We start from the raw sequence: 23,958 nt of genomic DNA on the forward strand, positions 1-23,958 counted from the left end.
GCCGGGTCCCGGAACCGCCGGCATCGGCCGGGCGGCGAGCCGCCGGGGTGCCAGCACATGCGTTCGGCGGCACGCCGGCGCCGGTCACGCCTTCCCGCCCGGCGGTGCGGCTCAGTCGGCGCGCACGGCCGCGCGCAGCCACCGCTTCACGGCGGCGGCGGTCTGGTGGGCGCTGTCCTCCATCATGGTGAGGTGATCGCCGGGGACCTCGACGGTGTCGTGCGGGAGCGGCCAGGTGAAGCGCCACAGCCCCGCGTCCGCGGTGCCCTGCGCGTCGGCGACCGGGTCGGCCGGGCGCACCTGCGCCGCGGGGGCGGCGGTCTTCTGCGGCGACCACTGCGCGAACAGCTCCAGGTAGCAGCCCATGGCCGTGGCGCGGGCGGCGTCGGTCAGGCCGAGCTCGCGGTCGCGGTCCAGGATGCCGCCGCCGATCAGGGGGAGCAGTGCGGCCTCGTCGGGCACCGGGGTGTCCAGCAGCACCAGTCCGGCGGGGCCCCGGTCGCGCCGCTCCAGCAGCTCGGCCACCGCCTGGGCGATCCACCCGCCCGAGGAGCGGCCGACGAGAACGCAGGGCTCGTCGCCGCACACCTGAAGCACGGTGCGGGCGTGGGCCTCGGCGGCGGCGGCGACCGTGCCCGGCAACGGCTGCTCCGAGGCGAATCCGGGGTGCGGCAGTACCGTCACCTCGTGGCCGCCGCGCAGCGCCGCGGCGAAGCGGGCGTACTCGTGGGCGCCGGAGATCATCACCAGCGACGGGAAGCACACCAGCCGGGGCGGCCTGCCGCCCTCGGCCATCCGCAGCGGAGGCGGCGCGGCGCCGCGCTCCTCGGAAGTGGCGAACGACGGGCGCAGGCGCGCGGCGGCGCGCAGCATGCGCACGCCGTCCTCGGCCCGGCCGGTCTCGCACGCGCGTCGGAAGAGGGCGACGATGCTGTCGTCGCCGCGGCCGGGCGGCGCGTCGCGCCCCTCGGCCCTCCGCGAGCCGGCGGAGGACGCCGGGGTCCGCCGCTCGTCGAGCATGCCGCGCAGGTGGTCGGCCAGTTCGGCGGGCGTGGCGCGGCTGAACACCAGGCCGGCCGGCAGCGGCATGCCCACGGCCGCGGCGAGGCGGTTGCGCAGCTCGACCGCGGTGAGGGAGTCGACCCCCAGCTCCAGGAAGCGCCGCTGCTCGCCGATCGCCGCGGGATCGGCATACCCGAGCACCTCGGCGGCGTGTCCGCGCACCGCATCCAGCAGGATGCGGGTGCGCTCCGCCTCGGGGCGGTCGGCGAGGTCGCGCGGCAGCGTCTCCGCCGTGTCTGCGGCGCCTGCGGTTTGCGAGGCAGCGGCGGCGCTGCGCCGGGGCGGGCGCACGAGGCCGCGGAAGAGCGGGGCGAGGACTCCCGTCCGCCCGGCCTGTTCGCGCAGCCCCGGCCGGTCGAGGGGCATCGCCACCAGGTGCGGCTCGCCGGTGGCCAGGGCGGTGTCGAGCAGCTCCAGGGCCTGCCCGGTCTCCAGCGGCGCGCCCATGCCCTGGCGGTTCATCCGGGCGACGTCGGATGCGGCGAGCCCGGCGGTCAGTTCGCTGCGGTCGGCCCACAGGCCCCACGACAGCGAGGTCGCGGGTAGCCCGGCGGCGCCGCGGTGGGCGGCGAGCGCGTCGAGGAAGGCGTTGGCGGCGGCGTAGGCGGCCTGCCCGGACGCGCCGAGCACGCCCGCGGCCGAGGAGTACAGGACGAAGGCCGCCAGGTCGCGGTCGCGGGTGAGCAGGTGCAGGTTCCAGGCGGCGTCGGCCTTGGCGGCGAGCGCGGCGCCGGTCTGCTCGGGGGTGAGGGACCCGACGACGCCGTCCTCCAGGGCGCCGGCGGCGTGCACGACGGCGGTGAGGGGGCGGTCGGCGGGGATGTGCCCGATCAGCTCGGCGAGGGCGCCGCGGTCGGCCGCGTCGCAGGCGCGCACGTCCACCTCGGCGCCCAGGCCGGTCAGCTCCGCGGCCAGGGCGGCGGCGCCGGGTGCGTCCGGGCCCCGGCGGCTGACCAGCAGCAGCCGGCCGGCGTTGTGGCGCCGCACCAGGTGGCGGGCGGTGAGCGCGCCCAGCCGCCCGGTGCCGCCGGTGATCAGCACCGTGCCGCCCGCATCGATCGGCCGGGGCAGGCGCAGCACGGCTTTGCCGACGTTGCGCCCCTGCTGGAGGAACCGGAAGGCCTCCTGGGCGCGGTGCACCGGCCAGGTGGTGGCGGGCGGGTGGTGCAGCGCGCCGCGGTCGAACAGCTCCAGGATCTCGGCGAGCATCCGCTGGATGCGGTCGGGGTCCACCTCGTCGAGGTGGAAGGCGCGGTAGGCGATGCCGGGGTGGGCGGCGGCGACCTCGGCGGCGTCGCGGACCTCGGCCTTGCCGATCTCGACGAAGCGCCCGCCCGGTGCGAGCAGGCGCAGCGAGGCGTCGATGTGGGCGCCGGTGAGCGCGTTGAGCACGACGTCGACGCCTGCGCCGCCGGTCGCGCGGCGGAAGCGCTCCTCGTAGTCGAGGCTGCGCGAGTCGGCGACGGCTTGGGCGGGCAGCCCGAGCTCGCGCAGCACGGGCTGCTTGGCGCGGCTCGCCGTGCCGTAGACCTCGGCGCCCAGGTGGCGGGCGAGGTACACGGCGGCGGTGCCGACCCCGCCCGCAGCCGAGTGCACCAACAGCCGCTCGCCGGGGCGCAGGCCGGCCATATCCACGAGCGCGTGGTAGGCGGTCAGGTAGGCGATGGGGGCGGACGCGGCTCGGGTGTCGCTCCAGCCGCGGGGGACGCGCGCGAGCATGCGGCGGTCGGCGACGCCCACCGTGCCGAAGGCGCCGTACATCATGCCCATGACGCGGTCGCCCGGAGCGAGGTCGGTGACGCCGGGGCCGGTCTCGACGACGACTCCGGCGCACTCGCAGCCGAAGTCGTACTCGGCGGGGAAGACGCCCAGGGCCAGCAGCACGTCGTGGAAGTTCAGCCCGGCCGCGCGCACGGCGACCCGCACCTGGCCGGCCTCCAGCGGCCGGGCGGCCGCCGGGTTGGGCACCGCGACCAGCCGCACTGTGCCGTCGCCCGCGGGTTCGAGCCGCCACGGCTCTCCGCCCGGCGGCGGGAGCACCCGCCCCTCCGCGGCCGCTTCGGCGAGGCGGGGGGCGTACAGCGCGCCGGTGCGGACGGCCAGCTGGTCCTCGCCCTCGGCCAGGGCGCCCGCGACCGCGTCGGCGAGGGGCGCGGGAGCGGCGCCGCCGGACGCGCGGGCAGGCGCCGGTGCGGCCGGAGCGTCCTGCACCGCGGTCACCCCGGCGCGGGGGCCGGCCCCCGCCTCGGCGGACCGATCGGCGGTCGGCGGGCCGGGGTCCAGGTCGATGAGCGCGAACCGGCCGGGGTGCTCGCTCTGCGCCGAGCGCAGCAGCCCCCACAGCGCGGCGCCGGCCAGGTCGTCCAGGGGTGCGCCGGCCGCCGGGCCGGCGGGCACCGCACCACCGGTGACCACGGCGAGCCTGGCGGCGGCGAACCGGTCGTCGGCGAGCCAGTCCCGGATCACGGCGAGGGTGCGGGCGACCGCGGTGCGGGCGGAGTCGGCGTCGGCGTCCGGCGGCGCGGGCCGGTGCACGACCAGCTCGGGCACCGGCGCGCCGGCGTCGACGGAGGCGGCCAGGGACGCCGGATCGGGGTGGTGGGCCGCGCCGCCGGGGGCGAGGCCGTCCGCGGCGGCGCCGCCCAGCACCGCCCAGGCGGAGGGCGGTACCGGGCGCGGCGGTGCGGCCACCGGCACCCAGTCCACCGCGAACAGCGAGCGGTGGGCGGAGGGCCCGGCGGGCGCGCCGGAGGCCAGAGGGCGGGCGGTCAGCGCGTCGACCTCGACCACCGGGGCGCCCTGGGGGTCGGCCGCGTCGACGGCGTACGCGCCGCCGCCCAACGGGGTGATGCGCACGCGCAGGGCGGTGGCGCCTTCGGCGTGCAGCCGCACCCCCTCCCAGCTGAACGGCAGCCGCGGGGCCGCCGCCTGCCCGCGGTCCTCCGATGCGGTCGCGGCGGCGCCGTCCAGCAGCAGCGGGTGCAGCGCCGCGTCGAGCAGCGCGGGGTGGATGCCCGAGCGCGCGGCCTCGGCGCGGCGGTCCCGGGGCAGCACGACCTCGGCGTAGAGCCGGTCCCCCAGGCGCCAGGCGGCCTGCAGCCCGCGAAACGCCGGGCCGTAGACGTAGCCGCGTTCGGCCATGCGCGCATAGGCGTCCTCCAGGGGGATCTCCGCGGCGCCGGGCGGGGGCCAGGCGGCGGGCGCGGCGAAGGCGTCGTCTGCGGGGCCGCGGGAGTGCTCGGGCGCCACCCGGCCTTGGGCGTGCAGCGTCCACGGCCGCCCGTCGGGGCCGCCGTCGTCCGCGGCGCCGCGCGGGCGGGCGTGCACCCGTACCGTGCGGGAGCGGTCGCCGCCGGGTTCGCCGACGCTCACCTGCAGTTGCAGGCCGCCGGTCGCGGGCAGGCGCAGGGGTGTGTGCATGGCCAGTTCGGCCAGGTGCGGGCAGCCCGCGCGCTCACCGGCGTGCAGCGCGAGCTCGGCCAGCGCCGCGGCGGGCAGCAGGGGGGTGTCGCCAAGGGCGTGGTCGGCCAGCCACGGCAGCCGGTGCACCGAAAGCTCGCCGGTCAGCAGGAACGCCTCTCCCCCGGCCTGGGGCACGGCCGCGCTCAGCAGCAGATGGGTTTCGGCGCCCAGGCCCGCCGCCGACGGGTCGGCGTCCTCGGCCGCCGCCCAGTAGCGGCGGTGCTGGAAGGGGTAGGTGGGCAGATGGGCGGCGCCCGCTGCGCGCCCGGCGAAGACGGCGTCCCAGTCGGGCGCGGCGCCGTGGCAGTAGGCGGTGGCCAGGGCGGCCGTGAAGCGGTCCGGGCCGCCTTCACCGCGGCGCAGGGTGGCGACCACGCGCTGGGCCGCGCCGTCGCCGGGGGCGGTCTCCAGGGTGCGCGCGAGCGGCCCGGCCAGCACGGGGTGCGGGCTGACCTCGATGAACAGCGCCCGGCCGGCTTCGGCGATGCGGCGGACGGTCTGCTCGAAGAGCACGGGGCGGCGGAGGTTAGCGTACCAGTAGCCGGCATCCAGGCGGGCGCCGTCGAGGGCGGCGCCCTCGACGGTGGAGTGGAACGAGGTGCCGCCGGCGCGGGGGGCGATCGAGGAGACTGCCTCGGTGAAGGGCTCCCGTAGCACCTCCATCTGCGCGGAGTGCGATGCGAACGCGGAGGCGACCGGCCGGGCCTGGACGCCCTCGCGTTCGCAGGCGGCGAGGAGTTCGTCGAGGGCGCCCTGTTCTCCGGAGACCACGACCGACTCCGGGCTGTTGACGGCGCCGACGCCCAGCCGCCCCTGCCAGGGGCGCAGCAGCGTCTCGGCCTCCGCGGCGGGCAGTGCCAGCGACACCAGCCCCGTGGTCGCCACCAGCGGGGCCGCCAGGCGGCTGCGCAGCGCCACGACGCGGGCGGCGTCCTCCAGGGTGAGGGCGCCGGCGACGTGTGCGGCGGCGATCTCGCCCTGGGAGTGGCCCACCACGGCGTCGGGGTGCACCCCGCAGGCCCGCCACAGTCCCGCCAGGGCCACCATCACCGCGAACAGCACGGGCTGCAGCACGTCGACGCGGGCGGTGTCGGGCGCGCCGGGCTCGCCGCGCAGCACCGCACGCAGCGACCAGTCGGTGTGCGGCGCGAGTGCGGCCTCGCACGCGGCGATGTGTTCGCGAAAGACCGGAGAGGACTCCAGCAGCTCGGCGGCCATTCCGGGCCACTGCGCACCCTGCCCGGGGAACGCGAACACGGTGGCGGTGCTCTCGCCCGCCGCCGCGGCGGTGCCGCGCAGGACCGCGGGCGCGCTCTCGCCTGCCGCGAGGGCCGCCAGGCCGGCCAGATGGTCGCCGCGGTCGGCACCCAGCACCGCGGCGCGGTGCTCGAAGTGGGCGCGCGTGGCGCCCAGGGAGTAGCCCGTCTCGGCCGGGCCGGTCGCGGGCCGTGCGAGCAGGTGCGCCCGCAGGCGTCCGGCCTGCTCGCGGAGGGCCCGCGGGCTGCGGGCGCTCAGGGGCAGAAGAACGGCGCTGCCGGCCCCGTTTGCGGGCAGGGCGGCCGGAGCCGATGGGGCCGGGCGGGGACCGAGCCGCGCGGTCGGGCGCCGGCCCCCGGCCGGGGCGGCCGGAGCCGTCCGGCCGTGCGGCCAGGCGCCGGGGGCGTCGAGGCCGCCGAGCAGCCGGCCCTGCTTCGCGCCGGAGGAGTCCGAGAGTGCGGTGAAGTCGTAGGCGTGCTCGCGGGGCGGCTCCTCGACGATGGCGTGGGCGTTGGTGCCGCTGATCCCGAACGAGGACACCCCGCCGGCGCGCGGGCCGCCTACGCCCGACCAGGCGCGGGAGCCGCCGGCGACGACGCCGATCCCGAGTGCCTCCCAGTCGATCATCGCGGAGACCCCGTCGGCGGCGCCCAGCAGCGGCGGGACCACACCGCGGCCGAGGATGCCCACCAGCGCCACCAGCCCGGCGACCCCGGCGGCCGCCTGCACATGGGCGATGTTGGCCTTCACCGACCCCACGACCACGCCGCTGCCGCCGCCCGGCCGCCCGTAGACCGCGCCCAGCGCCCCGGCCTCGATCGGATCGCCCAGCACCGTGCCGGTCCCGTGGCCCTCGACCACGCCCACGCGCTCGGCCGTGATACCGGCGTCGGCCAGCGCCGCCCGGATCACCGCCTCCTGCGCCGCCCCGCTGGGCGCCGACAACCCGTTGCTCGCCCCGTCCGAACCCACCGCCGAACCGCGGATGACGCCCCACACGCAGTGTCCGCGGTCGAGGGCGTCGGAGAGCCGCTCCAGCACCACCACCCCGGCACCCTCGCCGAACCCGGTCCCGTCGGCCTTCGCGCCGAAGGACCGGCACCGGCCGTCGCGCGAGAGGCCGCCCTGGCGGGAGTACTCGATGAAGACGCTGGGCGAGGAGGCGACGGACACCCCGCCGGCCAGGGCGGCGTCGCACTCGCCGCGCCGCAGCGCCTGCACCGCCTGGTGCAGCGCCACCAGCGACGACGAGCACGCCGTGTCCACGGTGACCGCCGGCCCGCGCAGGCCCAGGGTGTAGGAGATCCGCCCGGAGACCACGCTGGAGGCGTTGCCGGTGAGCACGTAGCCTTCGGTCTCCTGCGGCCACCGGCTGGTGGCGGTGAGGTAGTCGCTGCTGGTGGCGCCGATGAACGTGCCGGTGGCGCTGCCCCGCAGGGACTCCGCATCGATCCCCGCCCGCTCCAGCGCCTCCCACACCGTCTCCAGCAGCACCCGCTGCTGCGGATCCATCGCCAGCGCCTCCCGCGGCGAAATCCCGAAAAACCCCGCATCGAACCCCGCCGCATCCGCCAGAAACCCGCCCCGGCGCACATACGACGTCCCCGCACGCCGCAACGTGGGGTCATACAGCGCCTCCACATCCCACCCCCGGTCGGCCGGGAACTCCGACGTCGCGTCGCCGCCCGACTCCACCAGCTCGCGCCGCGTCTCGCGCAGGTCGGCGGTGACGCGCTTGAGGTAGTCGAGGAGCTTCTGCTCGTTGTCGGTGCGCTCGGTCATCACTGCCCCAGGGGTCGGTGTCGGGCCGGCGTCCGCGGCGGTGCGGCCGGGTGCCGGTCGGCGGGGATGGTCGGCGGGCGGGGGTTCCGGGCGGTCGGGCTCACCCGTCGCCGAGTTCGTCGTCGATCAGCGCGAAGAGCTCGTCGGGGGTCGCGTCGTGCAGAGAGGGGTCCGCGGCCGCGGGTGCCGGGGCCGGTGCGGCCGCGCTCGCCAGGGCGCGCAGCCGATGTGCGATACCCGACCGCCGCGGGTCGCCGGGGTCGAGGGTGGGCAGCAGCGCCTCCAGGGCCGCCAGTTCGGCCTCCCCCGGACCGGAGCCGTCCTCGGGCGGCCGGGCCGGGTCGTCGCCGGAGCCGAGGCGGCTGCCCAGGTGGGCGGCCGCGGCGGCCGCGGTCGGGTGGTCGAAGGCCAGTGCGGCGGGCAGCCGCAGCCCGGTGGCCGCGCTCAGGCGGTTGCGCAGGTCCACGGCCATCACCGAGTCCAGGCCGAGGTCGGTGAAGGGCCGCGCCTCGTCGACGGCCGCGGGCGAGTCGTGGCCCAGGGTGGCCGCGACGTGCTCGCGCACCAGCGCGCGGAGCATCCGGGTGCGCTCGGGCGGTGCGGCAGCGGCGAGGCGCCGCCGCAGGTCGGCAGCGGGGTCGGCGCCGGCCGCGGAGGCGTCGGGCGCCGCGCCGCCGGCGGCCCGGCGCGCGTCGGGCAGGTCGTCGAGCAGCGTGCCGGCGCGCGCGGCGGTGAACGCGACGGCGAAGCGCCGCCAGTCGATGTCGGCCACCGCGAAGGCCGCGGGGGCATCGCCGGTGAACGCCGCGTCGAGGGCGGCGGCGGCGTTCTCGGGCGGCATGCCCGGCATGCCGTGCCGGCGCAGCAGGGCGGCGACGTCGCCGCGTCCGGCCATGCCCGCGCCGTCCCAGGCGCCCCAGGCCAGGGACGTGGCGGGCAGTCCCGCGGCGCGGCGGTGGCGCGCGAGCGCGTCGAGGTAGGCGTTGGCGGGGGCGTAGTTGCCGTGGCCGGCGACGCCGAGCATGCCTGACACCGAGGAGTAGAGCAGGAACGCCGACAGCGGGGTGTCGGCGGTCAGCTCGTGGAGGTGGCGGGCCGCGCCCGCCTTGGTGGCCATCGCGGCCTCCATGCGCGCGGCACCGAGATCGGCGATGGGGGCGTCGTCGAGGACGGCCGCGGTGTGCACGACCGCGCTCAGCGGGTGCTCGGCCGGCACGGACGCCAGCAGGTGCTCCAGTGCCGAGCGGTCGGCGACGTCGCAGGCGGCGAGGGTGACGCCGGTGCCGGTGGCGCGCAGGTCGGCGGCGAGCGCCGCGGCTCCGGGCGCGTCGGGGCCGCGCCGGCCCGCCAGCAGCAGGTGCAGGTGCGGCCCGCCGCGCCCGGCCAGGTAGCGGGCGGTGTGCGCGCCGAGGGCGCCGGTGCCGCCGGTGATCAGCACGGTGCCGGCGGGCCGCCACGGGGAGCGGGCCGCGGGCGCGGGCGCGCGGACGAGGCGGCGGGCGCGGACGCCGGCGGCCCGCACGGCGAGCTGGTCCTCGCGGCCGGGAGCGCACAGCACCGTGTGCAGCAGCGCGGCCGTGGCCCGGTCGGGGCGGGCGGGCAGGTCGACCAGCCCGCCCCAGCGCCGGGGGTACTCCTGGGCGGCGACCCGGCCCAGTCCCCACACCGGCGCCTGCGCGGGGGTGCGCAGCGGGTCGTCCTCACCCGTGGAGACCGCGCCCTGGGTGGCGCACCACAGCGGGGCGTCGACGCCGGCGTCCTCCATCGCCTGCAGCACAGCGGCGGCGAGCGCGGGCCCCGCCGCCGAGGCGGCCGCCGCGTCCTGCCCGCGCGCGTCGAGGGTGAGCAGGCACAGCACGCCCGCTGCGCCGTCGGCGGCGGCGCCGTTTTCGCGCAGCAGGGCGCCCAGGGAGGCGCGGTCGGCTTCGGCGCGCTTCAGTTCCAAGGGTACGACGTCCATGCCGCGGGCCGCCAGCGCGTCGTACCAGGCCCGCGCCGGATCGGTGGAGCCGGCGGGTTCGAGCAGTACGAGCCACCGGCCCGCGCCGGGCGGGGCCGGCGCCTCGCAGGCGGGCACCCACCGGTCGCGGTAGCACAGGGAGTCCAGGGCGGCGCGGCGGCGCCCGCGGCGGTGCCAGTCGGCCAGTGCGGGCATGAGGGCGTGCACCGGTTCGGGGGACGTGCCCAGGACCGCGGCCAGGGAGTCGGCGTCGCCGTCGGCGACGGCCGCCCAGAACCGCTCGTGCGCGGCGCCGGTTCCGGGCTCGGCGCCCGCCGCGGCGGCGGGCTCGGGGCGGGGGGCCAGCCAGTAGCGGGTGCGCTGGAACGCGTAGGTGGGCAGCTCCACCGGGGAGGGCGGATGGCCGGCGTAGACGGCGCTCCAGTCGACGGCGGCGCCGTGGGCGTAGGCCTCGGCCACTGACGCCGCGAAGCGCGGCCACCCGCCGTCGTCGCGGCGCAGCGAGCCCACCACGGCGGCGCGGGGCGGGGCCTCTCCGTCGGCGGCGGAGTGCTCGGCCGCCTCCTCGGCGGTCTGCTCGACGGCCATGGCCAGCACCGGGTGGGGGCTCATCTCCAGGAACAGGCCGTGGTCGTTCTCGGCCAGGGTGCGCACGGCCGCGGCGAACTCGACGGGACGGCGCAGGTTGGCGTACCAGTATTCGGCGTCGAGGTCGCCTTCGCCGACGGGGCGGCCGGTGACCGTGGAGTGGAAGGGGATGCGGGGCCGGTGCGAGGAGATGCCGTCGAGGTCGGCCAGGACGGCGGACCGCAGCGCCTCCATGTGCGCCGAGTGCGAGGCGTAGTCGACGGCGATCATGCGCGCCCGCACCCCGCTCGCGGCGGTCTCCTCGACCAGCCGCCGCACCGCCGCGCGCTCTCCGCTGACGACGGTGGAGGCCGGGCCGTTGACGGCGGCGACGCAGACGCCGCGGCCGCCGCCTCCGGCCCGGCCCGCGATCAACGTGCGCACGCGGTCGGCGGGCAGCGGTATCTGGGCCATGGCGCCCTCGCCGGCGAGCGCGTGCACGGCCCTGCTGCGCAGCGCCGCCACCCGGGCGGCGTCCTCCAGGCAGAGCGCGCCGGCGACGTGCGCGGCGGCGACCTCGCCCTGGGAGTGGCCCACCACGGCGTCGGGACGCACCCCGCAGGCCCGCCACAGCCCGGCCAGCGCGACCATCACCGCCCACAGCGCGGGCTGGACCACGTCGACGCGGTCGAGGCCGGGCGCGCCGGGCGCGCCGGGCGCGCCGCGCAGCACCGCACTCAGCGACCAGTCGACGTGCGGCGCCAGCGCGGCCTCGCATTCGGCGATGCGCTCGCGGAACACGGCCGAGTCCGCCAGCAGCTCGGCGGCCATTCCGGGCCACTGCGCGCCCTGGCCGGGGAAGACGAACACCGTCTTGCCGGGGGCTCCGCCGCGTCCGCGCACCGCGTTGGGCGGGGTTTCGCCGCGGGCCAGCGCCGCCAGGCCCGCGAGGCGGTCGTCGCGGTCGGTGCCGAGCACGACGGCGCGGTGGTCGAGGTGGGTGCGGGAGACGGCCAGGGCGCGGCCGACGTCGGCCGCGCCGGCCTCGGGGTGGTCCAGCAGGTGCTCGTGCAGGCGCGCGGCCTGGGCGCGCAGCCCGTGCGGGGTATGCCCGGACAGCGGCCAGGGCGGAGCGCCGCCGCTGTCCGCGGCGGTGCGGGCGCATGCCTCGGAGGCGTCGGAGGCGCCGGTTCGCGGTGCGGGGGCCGTTCGGGCGAGGGCGCGCGGGCGCACGGCGCCTTCGGGAGTCTCCTCGATGATGGCGTGGGCATTGGTGCCGCTGATCCCGAACGAGGACACCCCGCCGATCCGGCGGCCCGCCACCCCATCCCAGGTCCGCGGCCCCTCGGCGACCACTTCCAGGCCCGATCCGTCCCAGTCGACCAGCTCGGAGAGCCCGCCGGCGGCGCCCAGCAGCGGCGGGACCACACCGCGGCCGAGGATGCCCACCAGCGAGATCAGCCCGGCCACCCCGGCGGCCGCCTGCACATGGGCGATGTTGGCCTTCACCGACCCCACGATCACCCCGCTGCCGCCGCCCGCACGCCCGTAGACCGCGCCCAGCGCCCCCGCCTCGATCGGATCGCCCAGCACCGTGCCGGTCCCGTGCCCCTCGACCACCCCCACACGGCCGGGATCCACCCGCGCATCAGCCAGCGCCGCCCGGATCACCGCCTCCTGCGCCGCCCCGCTGGGCGCCGACAACCCGTTGCTCGCCCCGTCCGAACCCACCGCCGAACCCCGGACCACGCCCCACACCCGGTGCCCCCGCTCCAGGGCGTCGGAGAGCCGCTCCAGCACCACCACCCCGGCACCCTCGCCGAACCCGGTCCCATCGGCCTTCGCGCCGAAGGACCGGCACCGCCCGTCGCGCGAGAGACCGCCCTGGCGCGAGAACTCCACGAACACGCCGGGCGAGCCCAGCACCGTGACTCCGCCGGCCAGGGCCAGGCCGCACTCGCCGCGCCGCAGCGCCTGCACCGCCTGGTGCAGCGCCACCAGCGACGACGAACACGCCGTGTCCACGGTGACCGCCGGCCCGCGCAACCCCAGGGTGTAGGCGACCCGGCCCGAGACCACGCTGGACATGGACCCGGTCAGGGCGTAGCCGGCCGTCTCCTCGGCGGCCTGGTACATCCGCGGCCCGTACTCTTGGGCGATCGCGCCGATGAACGTGCCGGTGGCGCTGCCCCGCAGGGACTCCGCATCGATCCCCGCCCGCTCCAGCGCCTCCCACACCGTCTCCAGCAGCACCCGCTGCTGCGGATCCATCGCCAGCGCCTCCCGCGGCGAAATCCCGAAAAACCCCGCATCGAACCCCGCCGCATCCGCCAGAAACCCGCCCCGGCGCACATACGACGTCCCCGCACGCCGCAACGTGGGGTCATACAGCGCCTCCACATCCCACCCCCGGTCGGCCGGGAACTCCGACGTCGCGTCGCCGCCCGACTCCACCAGCTCGCAGTGCGGTGACGACGCGGTCGGACTCGGGCTGCTGCGAGCGCGAGCCGGTGCTGGACGCGGTCATGGCGGCCTTTCGTGTGCGGGGGGATCAGCGGGAGTCGGGGGATTCGTCGTCGGTCAGCGCCAGGTCGACCAGGGCGTCCAGGCTCATCCCGTCGATGGCCGGTCCGCCCTGCGGCGCGGCCGTGCCGGCGGGGAGCGGATCGTCGGCGAGGCCGCGCAGGGCCTCCAGCAGCCCGCTTTGGCGCAGCCGGGCGAGCGGGGCCTCGCGCACCGCGCGCAGCAGTTCCTCGCGCACGCCGTCCTGCCCGTCCTCTCGGCCTCCGGACGGCGCCCCGCCGGACTCGGGCTCCAGTCGGGCGGCCAGCATCGCCGCGAGCGCGTCGGGGGTGGGATGGTCGAACAGCACGGTCGCGGGCAGCCGCAGGCCCGTGGCGGCGTTGAGCCGGTTGCGCAGTTCGACGGCGGTGAGGGAGTCGATGCCGGCCTCGGTGAGCTGGCGGCCGGGCCGCAGAGCGGTGGGCGAGGAGAGGCCGAGGACGGCGGCGGCGTGCTCGCGGACGAGCTCCAGCAGGGCGGCGCGCCGGTCGTCGGGGTCGGCGGGCAGGCCGGCGGCCGCCGGCGCGGCTCCGGCCCGGGACGGAGCGGCGGCGCGGGCGGCCGGCGGAAGAGGGGCCGCGATGCGCGGGTCCTGGTCCGCCCCGCCGCGCCGCGCGCTCAGCCGGGCCGGGATCAGGTGCGGGCGGTCCAGGGCCAGTGCGGTGTCGAGCAGGCCGAGGGCCTGCCGGGTGCCCATCGGCTCCAGCCCCGCGCGGCGCATCCGGGCCAGGTCGGTCTCGCTCAGCCGGCCGGTCATGCCGCTGCGCTGCGCCCACAACCCCCACGACAGCGACGCGGCGGGCAGGCCGCGGGCCGTGCGGTACTGGGCGAGGCCGTCCAGGAAGGCGTTGGCGGCGGCGTAGTTGGCCTGCCCGGCTCCGCCGAGGACGCCCACCGCCGAGGAGAACAGCAGGAACGCCGACAGGTCGTGCCCGGCGGTCAGTTCGTGCAGGTGCCAGGCGCCGTCGACCTTGGCCGCCATGACGCGGTCCAGCTGCTCGGGCGTCAGCGCGACGAGGGTGGCGTCCTCCAGCACGCCCGCCGCGTGCACCACGGCCGTCAGCGGGCGGTCCGGGGGGATCGCCGCCAGCAGCGCGGCCACGGCGGCGCGGTCGGCGGCGTCGCACGCCCGCACCTCCACGTCGGCGCCCAGGGCGGTCAGCTCGGCCATCGCCTCGGCCGTGCCGGCCGCCATGGGCCCGCTGCGCCCGGTCAGCAGGAGCCGGCGCGCGCCGTGCTCGGCGACCAGGTGGCGGGCGACGGCGGCGCCCAGGGTTCCGGTTCCCCCGGTGATCAGGACGGTGCCGTCGGGATCCAGAGGGCGCGGCGGGACGAGGACCGTCTTGCCGACGGTGGCTCCCTGCTGCAGGTCGCGCAGTGCCGCCGGCGCGTCGCGCAGCGGGCGGCGGCGCACGGGAGGGGGCTCGCCCAGGGCGCCGCGCTCCAGCAGCGCCACGACGTCGCCGAGCATCCGCCCGATCCGCTCGGCGGGCACGTCGGGTAGGTTGAACGGCAGGTAGGAGACGCCGGGGTGCTCGGCGGCCACCCGCGCCGGGTCGCGCAGGTCGGTCTTGCCCATCTCCAGGAAGCGGCCGCCCGGGGCCAGCAGCTCCAGCGATGCGTCGACGAGGTCGCCGGCCAGCGCGTTGAGGACGACGTCCACCCCGCCCCGCTCGGCCGAGAGCCGGCCGAACGCGGCGGCGAACCCGGTGGTGCGCGAGGACGCCAGGCGGGAGCCGTCCACACCCATCGCGCGCAGCAGCGGCCACTTGCCGGGGGAGGCGGTGGCGTAGACCTCGGCGCCCAGGTGCCGGGCGAGTGCGACGGCGGCCGTGCCGACCCCGCCGGCGGCCGCGTGCACCAGCACCGACTCGCCGGGGCGCAGCCCGGCCAGGTCGACCAGGCCGTGGTAGGCCGTCAGGTAGGCCACGGGAACGGCGGCGGCGCGCTCGAAGGTCCAACCGCGCGGGACGGGGGCGATCCGGCGGTGGTCGGCGACGGCGACAGGGCCCAGCGCCGCGTCGAACAGGCCCATGACCCGGTCGCCCACCGCGACGCCGGTGACCTCGGGACCGACCTCGGTCACCACGCCCGCGCCCTCGATGCCCATCCCGCGCTCGCCGTCGAGCAGCCCGAGCGCCACGACCGCGTCGCGGAAGTTCAGCCCGGCGGCGCGCACGGCGATGCGCACGCGGCCCGGCTCCAGCGGTGCGGCGGCGTGCGGCGCCGGGTGCGGCACGACGTTGTCCAGGGAGCCGGGCGCGGAGACGCCGAGGTGCCAGCGCTCCCCGGGCGGGTCGGGGGTGTGCGGGGGCGGCGCCTGCGCGAGGCGCAGCGTGTGCACGCGCCCGCCGCGCAGGGCGGCCTGCGGTTCACCGGTGGCGGCCACGCGGCGCAGCAGCGGCGCGAGCGGTGCGGCGCCGTCGTCGTCGACCAGGACGAACCGGCCGGGATGCTCGGCCTGCGCGGAGCGCAGCAGGCCCCACGCCGGTGCCTGCGCGAGCCCGTCGAGCCGGTCCTGCGGCACGACCGCGGCGGCGTGCCGGGTGACCACGAACAGCCGGCTGTCAGCGAAGCGCTCATCGGCGATCCACCGCTGGAGGGCCGCCAGCACCCGCCGGGCGGTCGTCCGAGCCGCCTGACGGGGGTCCCCGCCGCCGTCCGGGCAGGCCCACACGACCGCGTCGGGCACGGCGGCACCGGAGTCGACGTCGCGCACCAGCGCGTCGAGGTCGGGGTAGCCGACGTCCTCCGCGCACGAGCCGGCACCGTCGTCCGCCTCGCGGCCGAGGGCGTCTTCGGACGCACGCGAAGCGCCGGCGTCCACTGCCCCGGCCCGGCCGGCGCGCTCGGCCGGCTCCGCTCCGCCCTGCGCCTGCGGACGGCCGGCAGCACCGCCGCCCCCGTCGCCGCCGGCGTCGGCGCGCTGGGCCGCCGCCGGCACGCGCCCTGCCGAGCTCGACCGACCGCCCCGCACGGAACGGCGCTCCTCCCCGGCCGAGGGCCCGCTCTCCCCCGTCCCGGCCGCGGCCGCCGCCTCGCTGCGCTCGGGCGGCACCAGTGTCGATCGCGCACCTCGGTCGGCTCCATCGGGTGCGGAACGGCCGGCGGCACCGCCGTCGTTCTCCGCCGGCCTCGGGAGGGCCGGGGAGCCGGCGGCTCCGATGAACGCCCACCGGCCGCGGCACGGCTCGGGGAGGTCGTCCGCCTCCGGCCAGTCGAGCGTGTGCAGGTCGGCGCGGGCGGAGGCGGGCGTGTCCGGTATCGGGCGCAGCACCAGCCGGTCGGCATCTGCCACCGGAGCGCCGGCGGGGTCGGTGAGGGTGAGCGACACGCCCCCGCTGCCGTCGGGGCGCAGGTGCACTCGCAGGTCGGCGGCGCCGGAGGCGTGCGTGCGAAGCCCGGCGAAGGTGTGCGGCAGCAGCGGGCCCTCGTCGGGGGCGGCGGCGAGCCAGGCGTGCAGGGCCGCGTCCAGCAGAACGGGGTGCAGCCCGAAGGAGTCGGCCGCCGCGCGCTGCCGCTCGGGCAGCGACACCTCGGCGAAGACATCGGTGCCGCGCCGCCACAGCGCGGTCAGGCCCTGGAACGCGGGCCCGTACTCGTAGCCGCGCTCGGCAAGGCGCGCGTAGGCACCGGCGGGATCGGCGGGGCGGGCACCGGGCGGCGGCCACTCCCCCGCTGCAACGGGTGCTGCGCCGGCGCGGGTGTCCTGAGCGGACGGTCCGGCGAGTATGCCGCTCGCGTGCCGCAGCCACGGCTGCCCGCTGCGGGCGGGCCGGGAGTAGACCGCGCAGCCGCGGTGGTCCTCGCCATCGGGTTCCTCCAGCACGACCTGGATGTCGACCGCCCCGCCCGCTGCGGCCTCCGGCAGCACGAGCGGCTCGGTCAGCACCAGCTCCTCCACCGCGCGGCACCCGGCGCGGCGGCCCGCGGCCAGGACCAGCTCGGCCAGCGCCGCCCCGGCCAGCAGGACCCGGCCGGCCACGGCGTGGTCGGCCAGCCAGGGCTGGTCGCCAAGCGAGAGGCGTCCGGTGCACACCGCCCGGCCGTCGGGCAGGTCCACCGCCGCACCCAGCAGCGGATGGCCGGCCTCCGCCTGCCCCAGCCGGGCCGGGTCGGCGCCGGCGCGCGGCGCCTCCAGCCAGTAGCGGCGCCGCTGGAAGGGATAGGTCGGCAGCGCGACCCGCCGGATGCGCTGCCGGGGCAGCAGTCTGCTCCAGTCGACGGGCGCGCCGCGCACGAACGCCTCGGCGATGGACGTCAGCAGCCGGTCGGCGCTCCCGTCGTCGCGGCGCAGCGTTCCCAGCGCGGCGCCGTCGGCACCGGCCTGGGCGAGCGTGTCCTCGATGGCGGCGGTGAGTACGGGATGCGGCCCGCCCTCGATGAACAGGCCGTGCCCGGACCGGGCCAGGGCCCGCACCGCGGGGCCGAACCGCACGGGTTCGCGCAGGTTGGCGTACCAGTAGTCGGCGCCGAGGGCGGTGCCGTCGAGTTCGCCGCCGGTGACCGCGGAGAAGAAGGGGACGTCGGCGCGGCGGGGGGTGATGCCGGCGAGCTCCTCGGCGATGCGCGCGCGGGCGGCCTCCACATGCGGCGTGTGCGAAGCGTAGTCGACGTCGATCGTGCGGGCGCGCACACCTTCGGAGGCGGCCTCGGCGACGACCTCGGCCACGGCGCCGGGGTCGCCGGCCACGACGGTGGCCTCGGGGCCGTTGAGGGCGGCGATGTGGGCGCGGCCGTCTCGCACGGCCGGACGGAGTGCCGCGCGCTCGGCGGACTCCCCCACAGAGGCCATCGCGCCGCCGCCCACCAGCTCGGCCACGGCGCGGCTGCGCAGGGCGACCACCGCGGCCGCGTCCTCCAGGCCGAGTGCGCCCGCGACACACGCCGCGGCGACCTCGCCCTGGGAGTGGCCCACGACGGCGGCGGGTTCCACGCCGACCGAGCGCCACACCGCGGCCAGTGACACCATCACGGCCCACAGCACCGGTTGGACGACGTCGACCCGCTCCAGGCCGGGGGCCGCCGCCTCACCGCGCAGCACGGCCTCGGGCGAGTAGTTGACGTGTCGCGCCAGCGCCTGTGCGCACTCGCCGAAGCGCCGGCGGAACACCGGCGAGGACTCCAGCAGCTCGGCGCCCATGCCCGGCCACTGCGAGCCCTGGCCGCCGAAGACCAGGACCGGCCCGCCCTGCAGGTCGGCGCTCCCGCGCACCAGGTGCGCATCGGCGGCGTGCGCCCGCCCGCGCGCCACGGCCGCCAGTCCCTCCAGCAGCCCGTCGTGCTCGCGGGCGAGCACGACGGCGCGGTACTCGAAGTGGGTGCGCTCGGCCGCCAGGGCGACGGCGACGTCCCGCGGGCGCCCGGGGCCGGAGGCGGACTGCAGCGCGGAACGCAACCGCGCCGCCTGGCCGCGCAGGGCCTCCTCCACGGCGCCGGAGACGATCCAGGGCACCGGACCGGTCCGCAGGGGCGGTCCCGCCGGATCGGCGGCCTCGTCCGCCCGGCCGCCCGCCTCCACCGCCGGCGACGGAGCCGTCCCGGCGGCGGAACCGCCGCACACGTCGGCCGTGCTCCCGGCTCCGGCCGGTCCCCTCTCCGGAAACGCTTCCAGCGCCGGCAGCGGCGACACCCGCCCGGGTCCCGCCGCCGAGGCGGCGCGACCCGGTTCGGACGGTGATTCGGGTGCGCCTTGCGGCAGTGCGGTGTCCGAAAAGCAGTCTGCCGCCGCAGCTGCCGCTTCCGCCGGGACATCGGGCGCTGCGTCCGCACCCGCTCGACCGCTCCGAGCAGCGCCGCCGGACGCGGGCTCCGGCCGAACCGGTGAATCGCCGTCCCGGTCCTTTCGGCCCACGGAACCGCCGGCCGGCCATTCGGGCACCTCACCGCCGCGTCCGCCCGGCACCGGCGAAGCTCCCGGCGCGGTCGCGTGTGTCTGGCCGATTCCGGTTGGGGTTTCGGCTCCCGTTCCGCCACCCGGCTCCGCCGGGGCACCCGCTCGCGCGCTGTGATCGGCGCCGCTGCCCGCCGGTGTTCCGGACGCTGCCGAATCGGCCCCGCCAGCGGTTCCGGACTGCGACCGCGCCGGAGAATCCCCGTCCCGATCAGCGCGCGCCGCACGATGACCGGCGAACGCCGCCGGACCGGCACCGCCGACCACGCCGCGCGGACGGCCGAGCGAAGCGCCGACCGCTGCCGGCCCTTCCGCTGCCGCGGTTCCCGTCGTGGCTCCCGGCTCGGCGCCGCCCCCGCCGCCCGGTGCGGGTTGCGGTCCCTTCGGCCGGGTTTCGGGCTGGATGCTTCCTCCGTTGGCACGGGCGGCGGAGGACTCGGGTCGGCGGGCGGCCGCCCGTGCGGATTCGGGCGGGGCGGTGAGGCCGCCGAGGAGGCGGCTCCGGGACGTCGCGGAGGGATTCGGAAGGGCGGTGAAGTCGTAGGCGTGCTCGCGGGGCGGCTCCTCGACGATGGCGTGGGCGTTGGTGCCGCTGATCCCGAACGAGGACACCCCGCCGATCCGGCGGCCGTCCACGCCCTTCCAGGAACACGGCCCGTCGGCGACCGCACCCAGGCCCAGCCCCTCCCAGTCGACCAGCTCGGAGAGCCCGCCGGCGGCGCCCAGCAGCGGCGGGACCACACCGCGGCCCAGGACCCCTACCAGCGCCACCAGCCCGGCCACCCCCGCGGCCGCCTGCACATGGGCGATGTTGGCCTTCACCGACCCCACGACCACCCCGCCGGCACCGCCCGCACGCCCGTAGACCGCGCCCAGCGCCCCCGCCTCGATCGGATCGCCCAGCACCGTGCCGGTCCCGTGCCCCTCGACCACCCCCACACGGCCGGCCGCGATCCCCGCATCGGCCAATGCCGCCCGGATCACCGCCTCCTGCGCCGCCCCGCTGGGCGCCGACAACCCGTTGCTCGCCCCGTCCGAACCCACCGCCGAACCGCGAACCACCCCCCACACGCAGCGCCCGCGCGCGACCGCGTCGGAGAGCCGCTCCAGCACCACCACCCCGGCCCCCTCGCCCCAGGCGGTGCCGTCGGCCGCGGCCGCGTAGGGCTTGCACCGGCCGTCGGGGGCGAGCCCCTGCTGCGCGCTGAACTCGGTGAACATGCCCGGTGTGGCCATCACCGCGACCCCGCCGGCCAGCGCGGCGTCGCACTCGCCGCGCCGCAGCGCCTGCACCGCCTGGTGCAGCGCCACCAGCGACGACGAACACGCCGTGTCAACGGTGACCGCCGGCCCGCGCAACCCCAGGGTGTAGGCGACCCGGCCCGAGACCACGCCGCCCGTCTGCCCCGTCAGCAGATGGCCCTCGGTGCCGGCGGCGGGCTCGTGCATGCGCGGCCCGTAGTCCTGCGCCGTGGCGCCCGCGAACACGCCGACCCGGGCGCCGCGCAGATCGGCGGGGCGCAGCCCGGCCCGCTCCAGCGCCTCCCACACCGTCTCCAGCAGCACCCGCTGCTGCGGATCCATCGCCAGCGCCTCGCGCGGCGAAATCCCGAAGAACCCCGCGTCGAACCCCGCCGCATCCGCCAGGAACCCGCCGCGGCGCACGTAGCTGCGCCCCGGCACGCCCGGCCGCGGGTCGAACAATTCCTCGAGGTCCCATCCCCGGTCGGCGGGGAACTCCGAGGTGGCGTCGCCGCCCGACTCCACCAGCYSCCACARCSCCTCCGGCGAGTCCACSCCRCCCGGCAGCCGGCACCCGATCCCCACGATCGCSAYCGGCTCGCGGGCGTCGGCGCCGGCGTCCGCGCGCGGGACCGCGGCGCCGGGCGCGGTCGCCCCAGCGGAGCCGCCGCGCTCCGCGTGCAGCCGCCGCACCAGCGACTCGGGCGTGGGGGCGTCGAACAGCAGGGTCGCGGGCAGCGGGAGGCCGGTGGCCTCGCTGAGCCGGTCGCGCAGCTCGACGGCCAGGATCGAGTCGAACCCCAGATCGCGGAAGGCGGCCGCGGTGTCGACGTCGGCAGGCGAGCCGTGGCCGAGCACGTCGGCGGTGTGGGAGAGCACCAGCTCGCGCAGCCTGCGGCGGTCGGCCGCGCCGCCCGCCACCGCCTCGGCGGCCCGGTCCCCGGCGCCGCGCGCCGCGCCGCCGCTCTCCTCGGTTGCGGCTCCAGCGGCGGCGCGCCCCCGGCCGGCGCCGCCATCGGCCTCCGCGCCCGCCGCCTCCTGCGGTTCCGGGGCGAAGGACCTGCGCTGGAACGCGTAGGTGGGCAGGTCCACCGGCGCGGTGCCGGGTCCGAAGACCGCGCCCCAGTCGATGCCGACCCCGTTGACGTGCAGCGCCGCCGGATACTCGGCCGCCGCGCGCTCCTCCTCGCCGCGGCGCAGGCCGGTGACGAAGGCCGCCGCGGCCGCGCCGTCGCCGCGCGCCTCGGCCGCCTCGCGCGCCAGCGCGGACAGCGTCCCGCCCGGTCCCAGTTCGCAGTAGACGCCGGTTCCGCGCGCGTGCAGCACGGCCAGGCAGTCGGCGAAGCGCACCGCCTGCCGGGCCTGGCACACCCAGTGCTCGGGGTCTGCCAGGTCCTCGGCCCCGACCGTATCCCCGGTCACCCCCGACACCAGCGCCGGCCCGTCGCCGGAGCGCACCCGCAGGCCGCGCGCCGCCTCCCGCAGCGCCGGCAGCGCCGGGTCGACCAGCGGCGAGTGGAAGGCGTGGCTGACCCGCAGCCGCCGGGTGCTGCGGCCGCGCTCGCCGAGCAGCGCGGCGATCCGGGAGGCGGCGGACTCCGCACCGGAGAGGACGACCGAATCCGGGCCGTTCACGGCCGCGACCGCCACCTCGTGGGCGGCCCCCTCCTCCTCGATCAGCGCGGCGGCCTCGGCGGCGCCGGCGCGGGCGGCGAACATGGCCCCGCCCCCCGGCAGCGCGTCCAGCCCGCGGGCGCGCGCGGCCACGAGCGCGCAGGCGTCGGCGAGCGTGAGCATGCCGCTGACGTGGGCGGCCGCCACCTCGCCGATGGAGTGCCCGGCCACCAGCGCCGGCCGCACTCCCCACGACTCGATGAGCCGGTACAGCGCCACGCCCACCGCGAACAGCGCGGGCTGGGTCCAGCCGGTGCGGTCCAGCAGCGCTGCCTCCTCGGTGCGCTCGCGGGCCCACATCACCGTGCGCAGCGGGCCCGGCAGCAGCGGGTCCAGTTCGGCGCAGACCTCCTCCAGCGCCGAGGCGAACACCGGCTCCCGCGCATACAGCCGCTGCCCCATGCCCGGGTACTGGCTGCCCTGCCCGGGGAAGAGCACGGCGAGCGCGCCGCCGCGCGGTGCGCCGCGCAGCAGGCCGGCGCGGCGCGCACCGGACTCTGCGGCCGCCAGCCCGGCGAGCAGGTCCGCGCGGTCGGCGGCGACCACCGCCGCACGCCTGCCCAGCGCCGCCCTGGTGGTGGCAAGCGACGCGCCGAGATCGGCCAGGTCGAGATCGGGGTCGGCGGCCACGCGCTCGCGCAGCCGGCCGGCCTGGGCGCGCAGCGCGCCGTCGCCGGCGGCCGAGAGCACGAAGGGCAGGTGCGCACCTGCTTTCCCGCGGGTGGGCGGGGCGCTTCGACGCGCCGTCTTCCCTCCTCGCTCGGTCGCTCGTTCCTCGCTCCCTCGCTCGTCAGTCCAGACGGCGCCGCACCCCGCCCACCCACTCGCCGTGTTCCCGCGGGCGTGCGGGGCGGCCCCGCGCCCCCTCCGCGCCGGCGCCTCCTCGCCACCGCGGCCCTGCGGCTCCGGGGGTCCGGCCACCAGCAGGTGGCAGTTGGTGCCGCCCATGCCGAAGGAGGAGACCCCCGCGATGCGCCGGCCGGCGTCCGCGGGCCAGTCGGCGGTGGTGCGCTGCACAGCCAGCCCGAGCCGGGCCAGCGGGATCCGGGGGTGTTCGCGCTCGAAGCCGAGGCTGGGCACCAGTTCGCCCGTGCTCACCGCCAGGACGGCCTTGATCAGGCCGGCGACGCCGGCGGCGGCGCCGAGGTGGCCGATGTTGGTTTTGGCCGATCCCACCGGCAGGGGGGCGCCCGGGGGCCGCCGTGCGCCGAGCACCTCGCCCAGGGCCGCGGCCTCCACGGGGTCGCCGGCGGGCGTTCCGGTGCCGTGCAGCTCCACGTACCCGACCTCGGCGGGGTCGACTCCGGCGTCGCGGCAGGCCTGCCGGAGCACGTCGGCCTGCCCCCCGGCTCCGGGGGCCGTCAGTCCCGCGGTGGCGCCGTCGTTGTTGACCGCACCGCCCAGCAGCACGGCGTGGACGCGGTCGCCGTCGGCCAGCGCGTCGGCCAGCCGCTTGAGCAGCACGACGCCGCCGCCCTCGCCGCGCGCGTATCCGTCGGCGCGGGCGTCGAAGGTGCGGCAGCGGCCGCCGGGCGAGAGGGCGCCGAAACCCTGCTCGCCGGCCGCGCCGACGGCGGAGACGTTGAGGTGCGCGCCGCCGGCGGCGGCCAGGTCGGACTCGCCGCGGCGCAGGCTCTCCACAGCCAGGTGGACCGCCGCCAGTGATGAGGACTGCCCGGTGTCCACCGCCATGCTGGGGCCGGTCAGGCCCAGCGCGTAGGAGACGCGGTTGGCGATGACCGCCCGGCTGGTGGCGGTCAGGGTGTGGTGGCCGGCGGGGGTGCCGGCGGCGCGGGTGCGGGCCGCGTGGTCGTCGCCCATGGCGCCGGCGAACACGCCGGTGCGGGTACCGCGCAGGCGCTCGGCGGGCAGGCGGGCGTCCTCGGCGGCCTCCCACACGAGTTCCAGCATGAGCCGCTGGCGGGGGTCCATGGCGGCGGCCTCGCGCGGGGAGATGCCGAAGGGCTCGGGGTCGAAGGCGTCGGCGTCGACGAATCCGCCGGGGAGCACGGCCCCGTTGAGGCGGGGCGCCGCGGCGGCACGCCCGGGCGGGGGCGGGGTGAGGGCGCTGCGCCCGTCGCGCAGCAGGCGCCGGTAGGCGCGGGGATCGTCGGCGCCGGGGAAACGGCAGGACATCCCGATCACGGCGATGCGGCGATCGGAGTGCGGTCGGCCCGCGGCGCGGTCGTCCTGGGTCACGTCGGCTCACCCCTGCTCGTTCACCGGTTGGATGTCCTGGCCGCATGCGCGCCGGGCGGACTGCCGCGGGACAGGCGCGTCGGCGGTGGCATGCGGCCGCCGGAGCAGCGGCGCACCGCGGATTCCGGTGATCATTTCCACGAAAACGATCATTGCGCGGATAATGATCTTTCCGGCGGCCCCGCTGTTCGGTCGGAGGCGCCCGCCGTCAGCGGCGGCGCGTTCCTGCCGTCCGCATTCCGGGCGCACCGCGGGTGCGCCCCCGTGGGCAGGCGGAATTCCCCCCGGGGCGGATTCG

At 78.5% G+C, this 23,958-nt stretch carries 3 protein-coding genes; all 3 read right to left on the reverse strand.

Annotated features, from left to right (window positions below; all coding sequences use genetic code 11):
* Positions 1 to 111: 111 nt before the first annotated feature.
* Positions 112 to 7,563, reverse strand: coding sequence for a type I polyketide synthase (locus tag FZ103_RS21040; protein ID WP_156003571.1), 7,452 nt, complete (start codon positions 7,561 to 7,563; stop codon positions 112 to 114).
* 100 nt (positions 7,564 to 7,663) lie between these two features.
* The gene (locus FZ103_RS21045; protein WP_343233631.1) at positions 7,664 to 12,544 is read right to left on the reverse strand and encodes a type I polyketide synthase; all 4,881 of its coding nucleotides are present in this window, start codon (positions 12,542 to 12,544) and stop codon (positions 7,664 to 7,666) included.
* Between the two features lie 97 nt (positions 12,545 to 12,641).
* Complete coding sequence (locus tag FZ103_RS25910; RefSeq protein ID WP_222936810.1) at positions 12,642 to 23,660, reverse strand: type I polyketide synthase; 11,019 nt, start codon at positions 23,658 to 23,660, stop codon at positions 12,642 to 12,644.
* Positions 23,661 to 23,958: the final 298 nt, after the last annotated feature.

The organism is Streptomonospora sp. PA3 (assembly GCF_009728995.1).
Lineage (GTDB): Bacteria > Actinomycetota > Actinomycetes > Streptosporangiales > Streptosporangiaceae > Streptomonospora.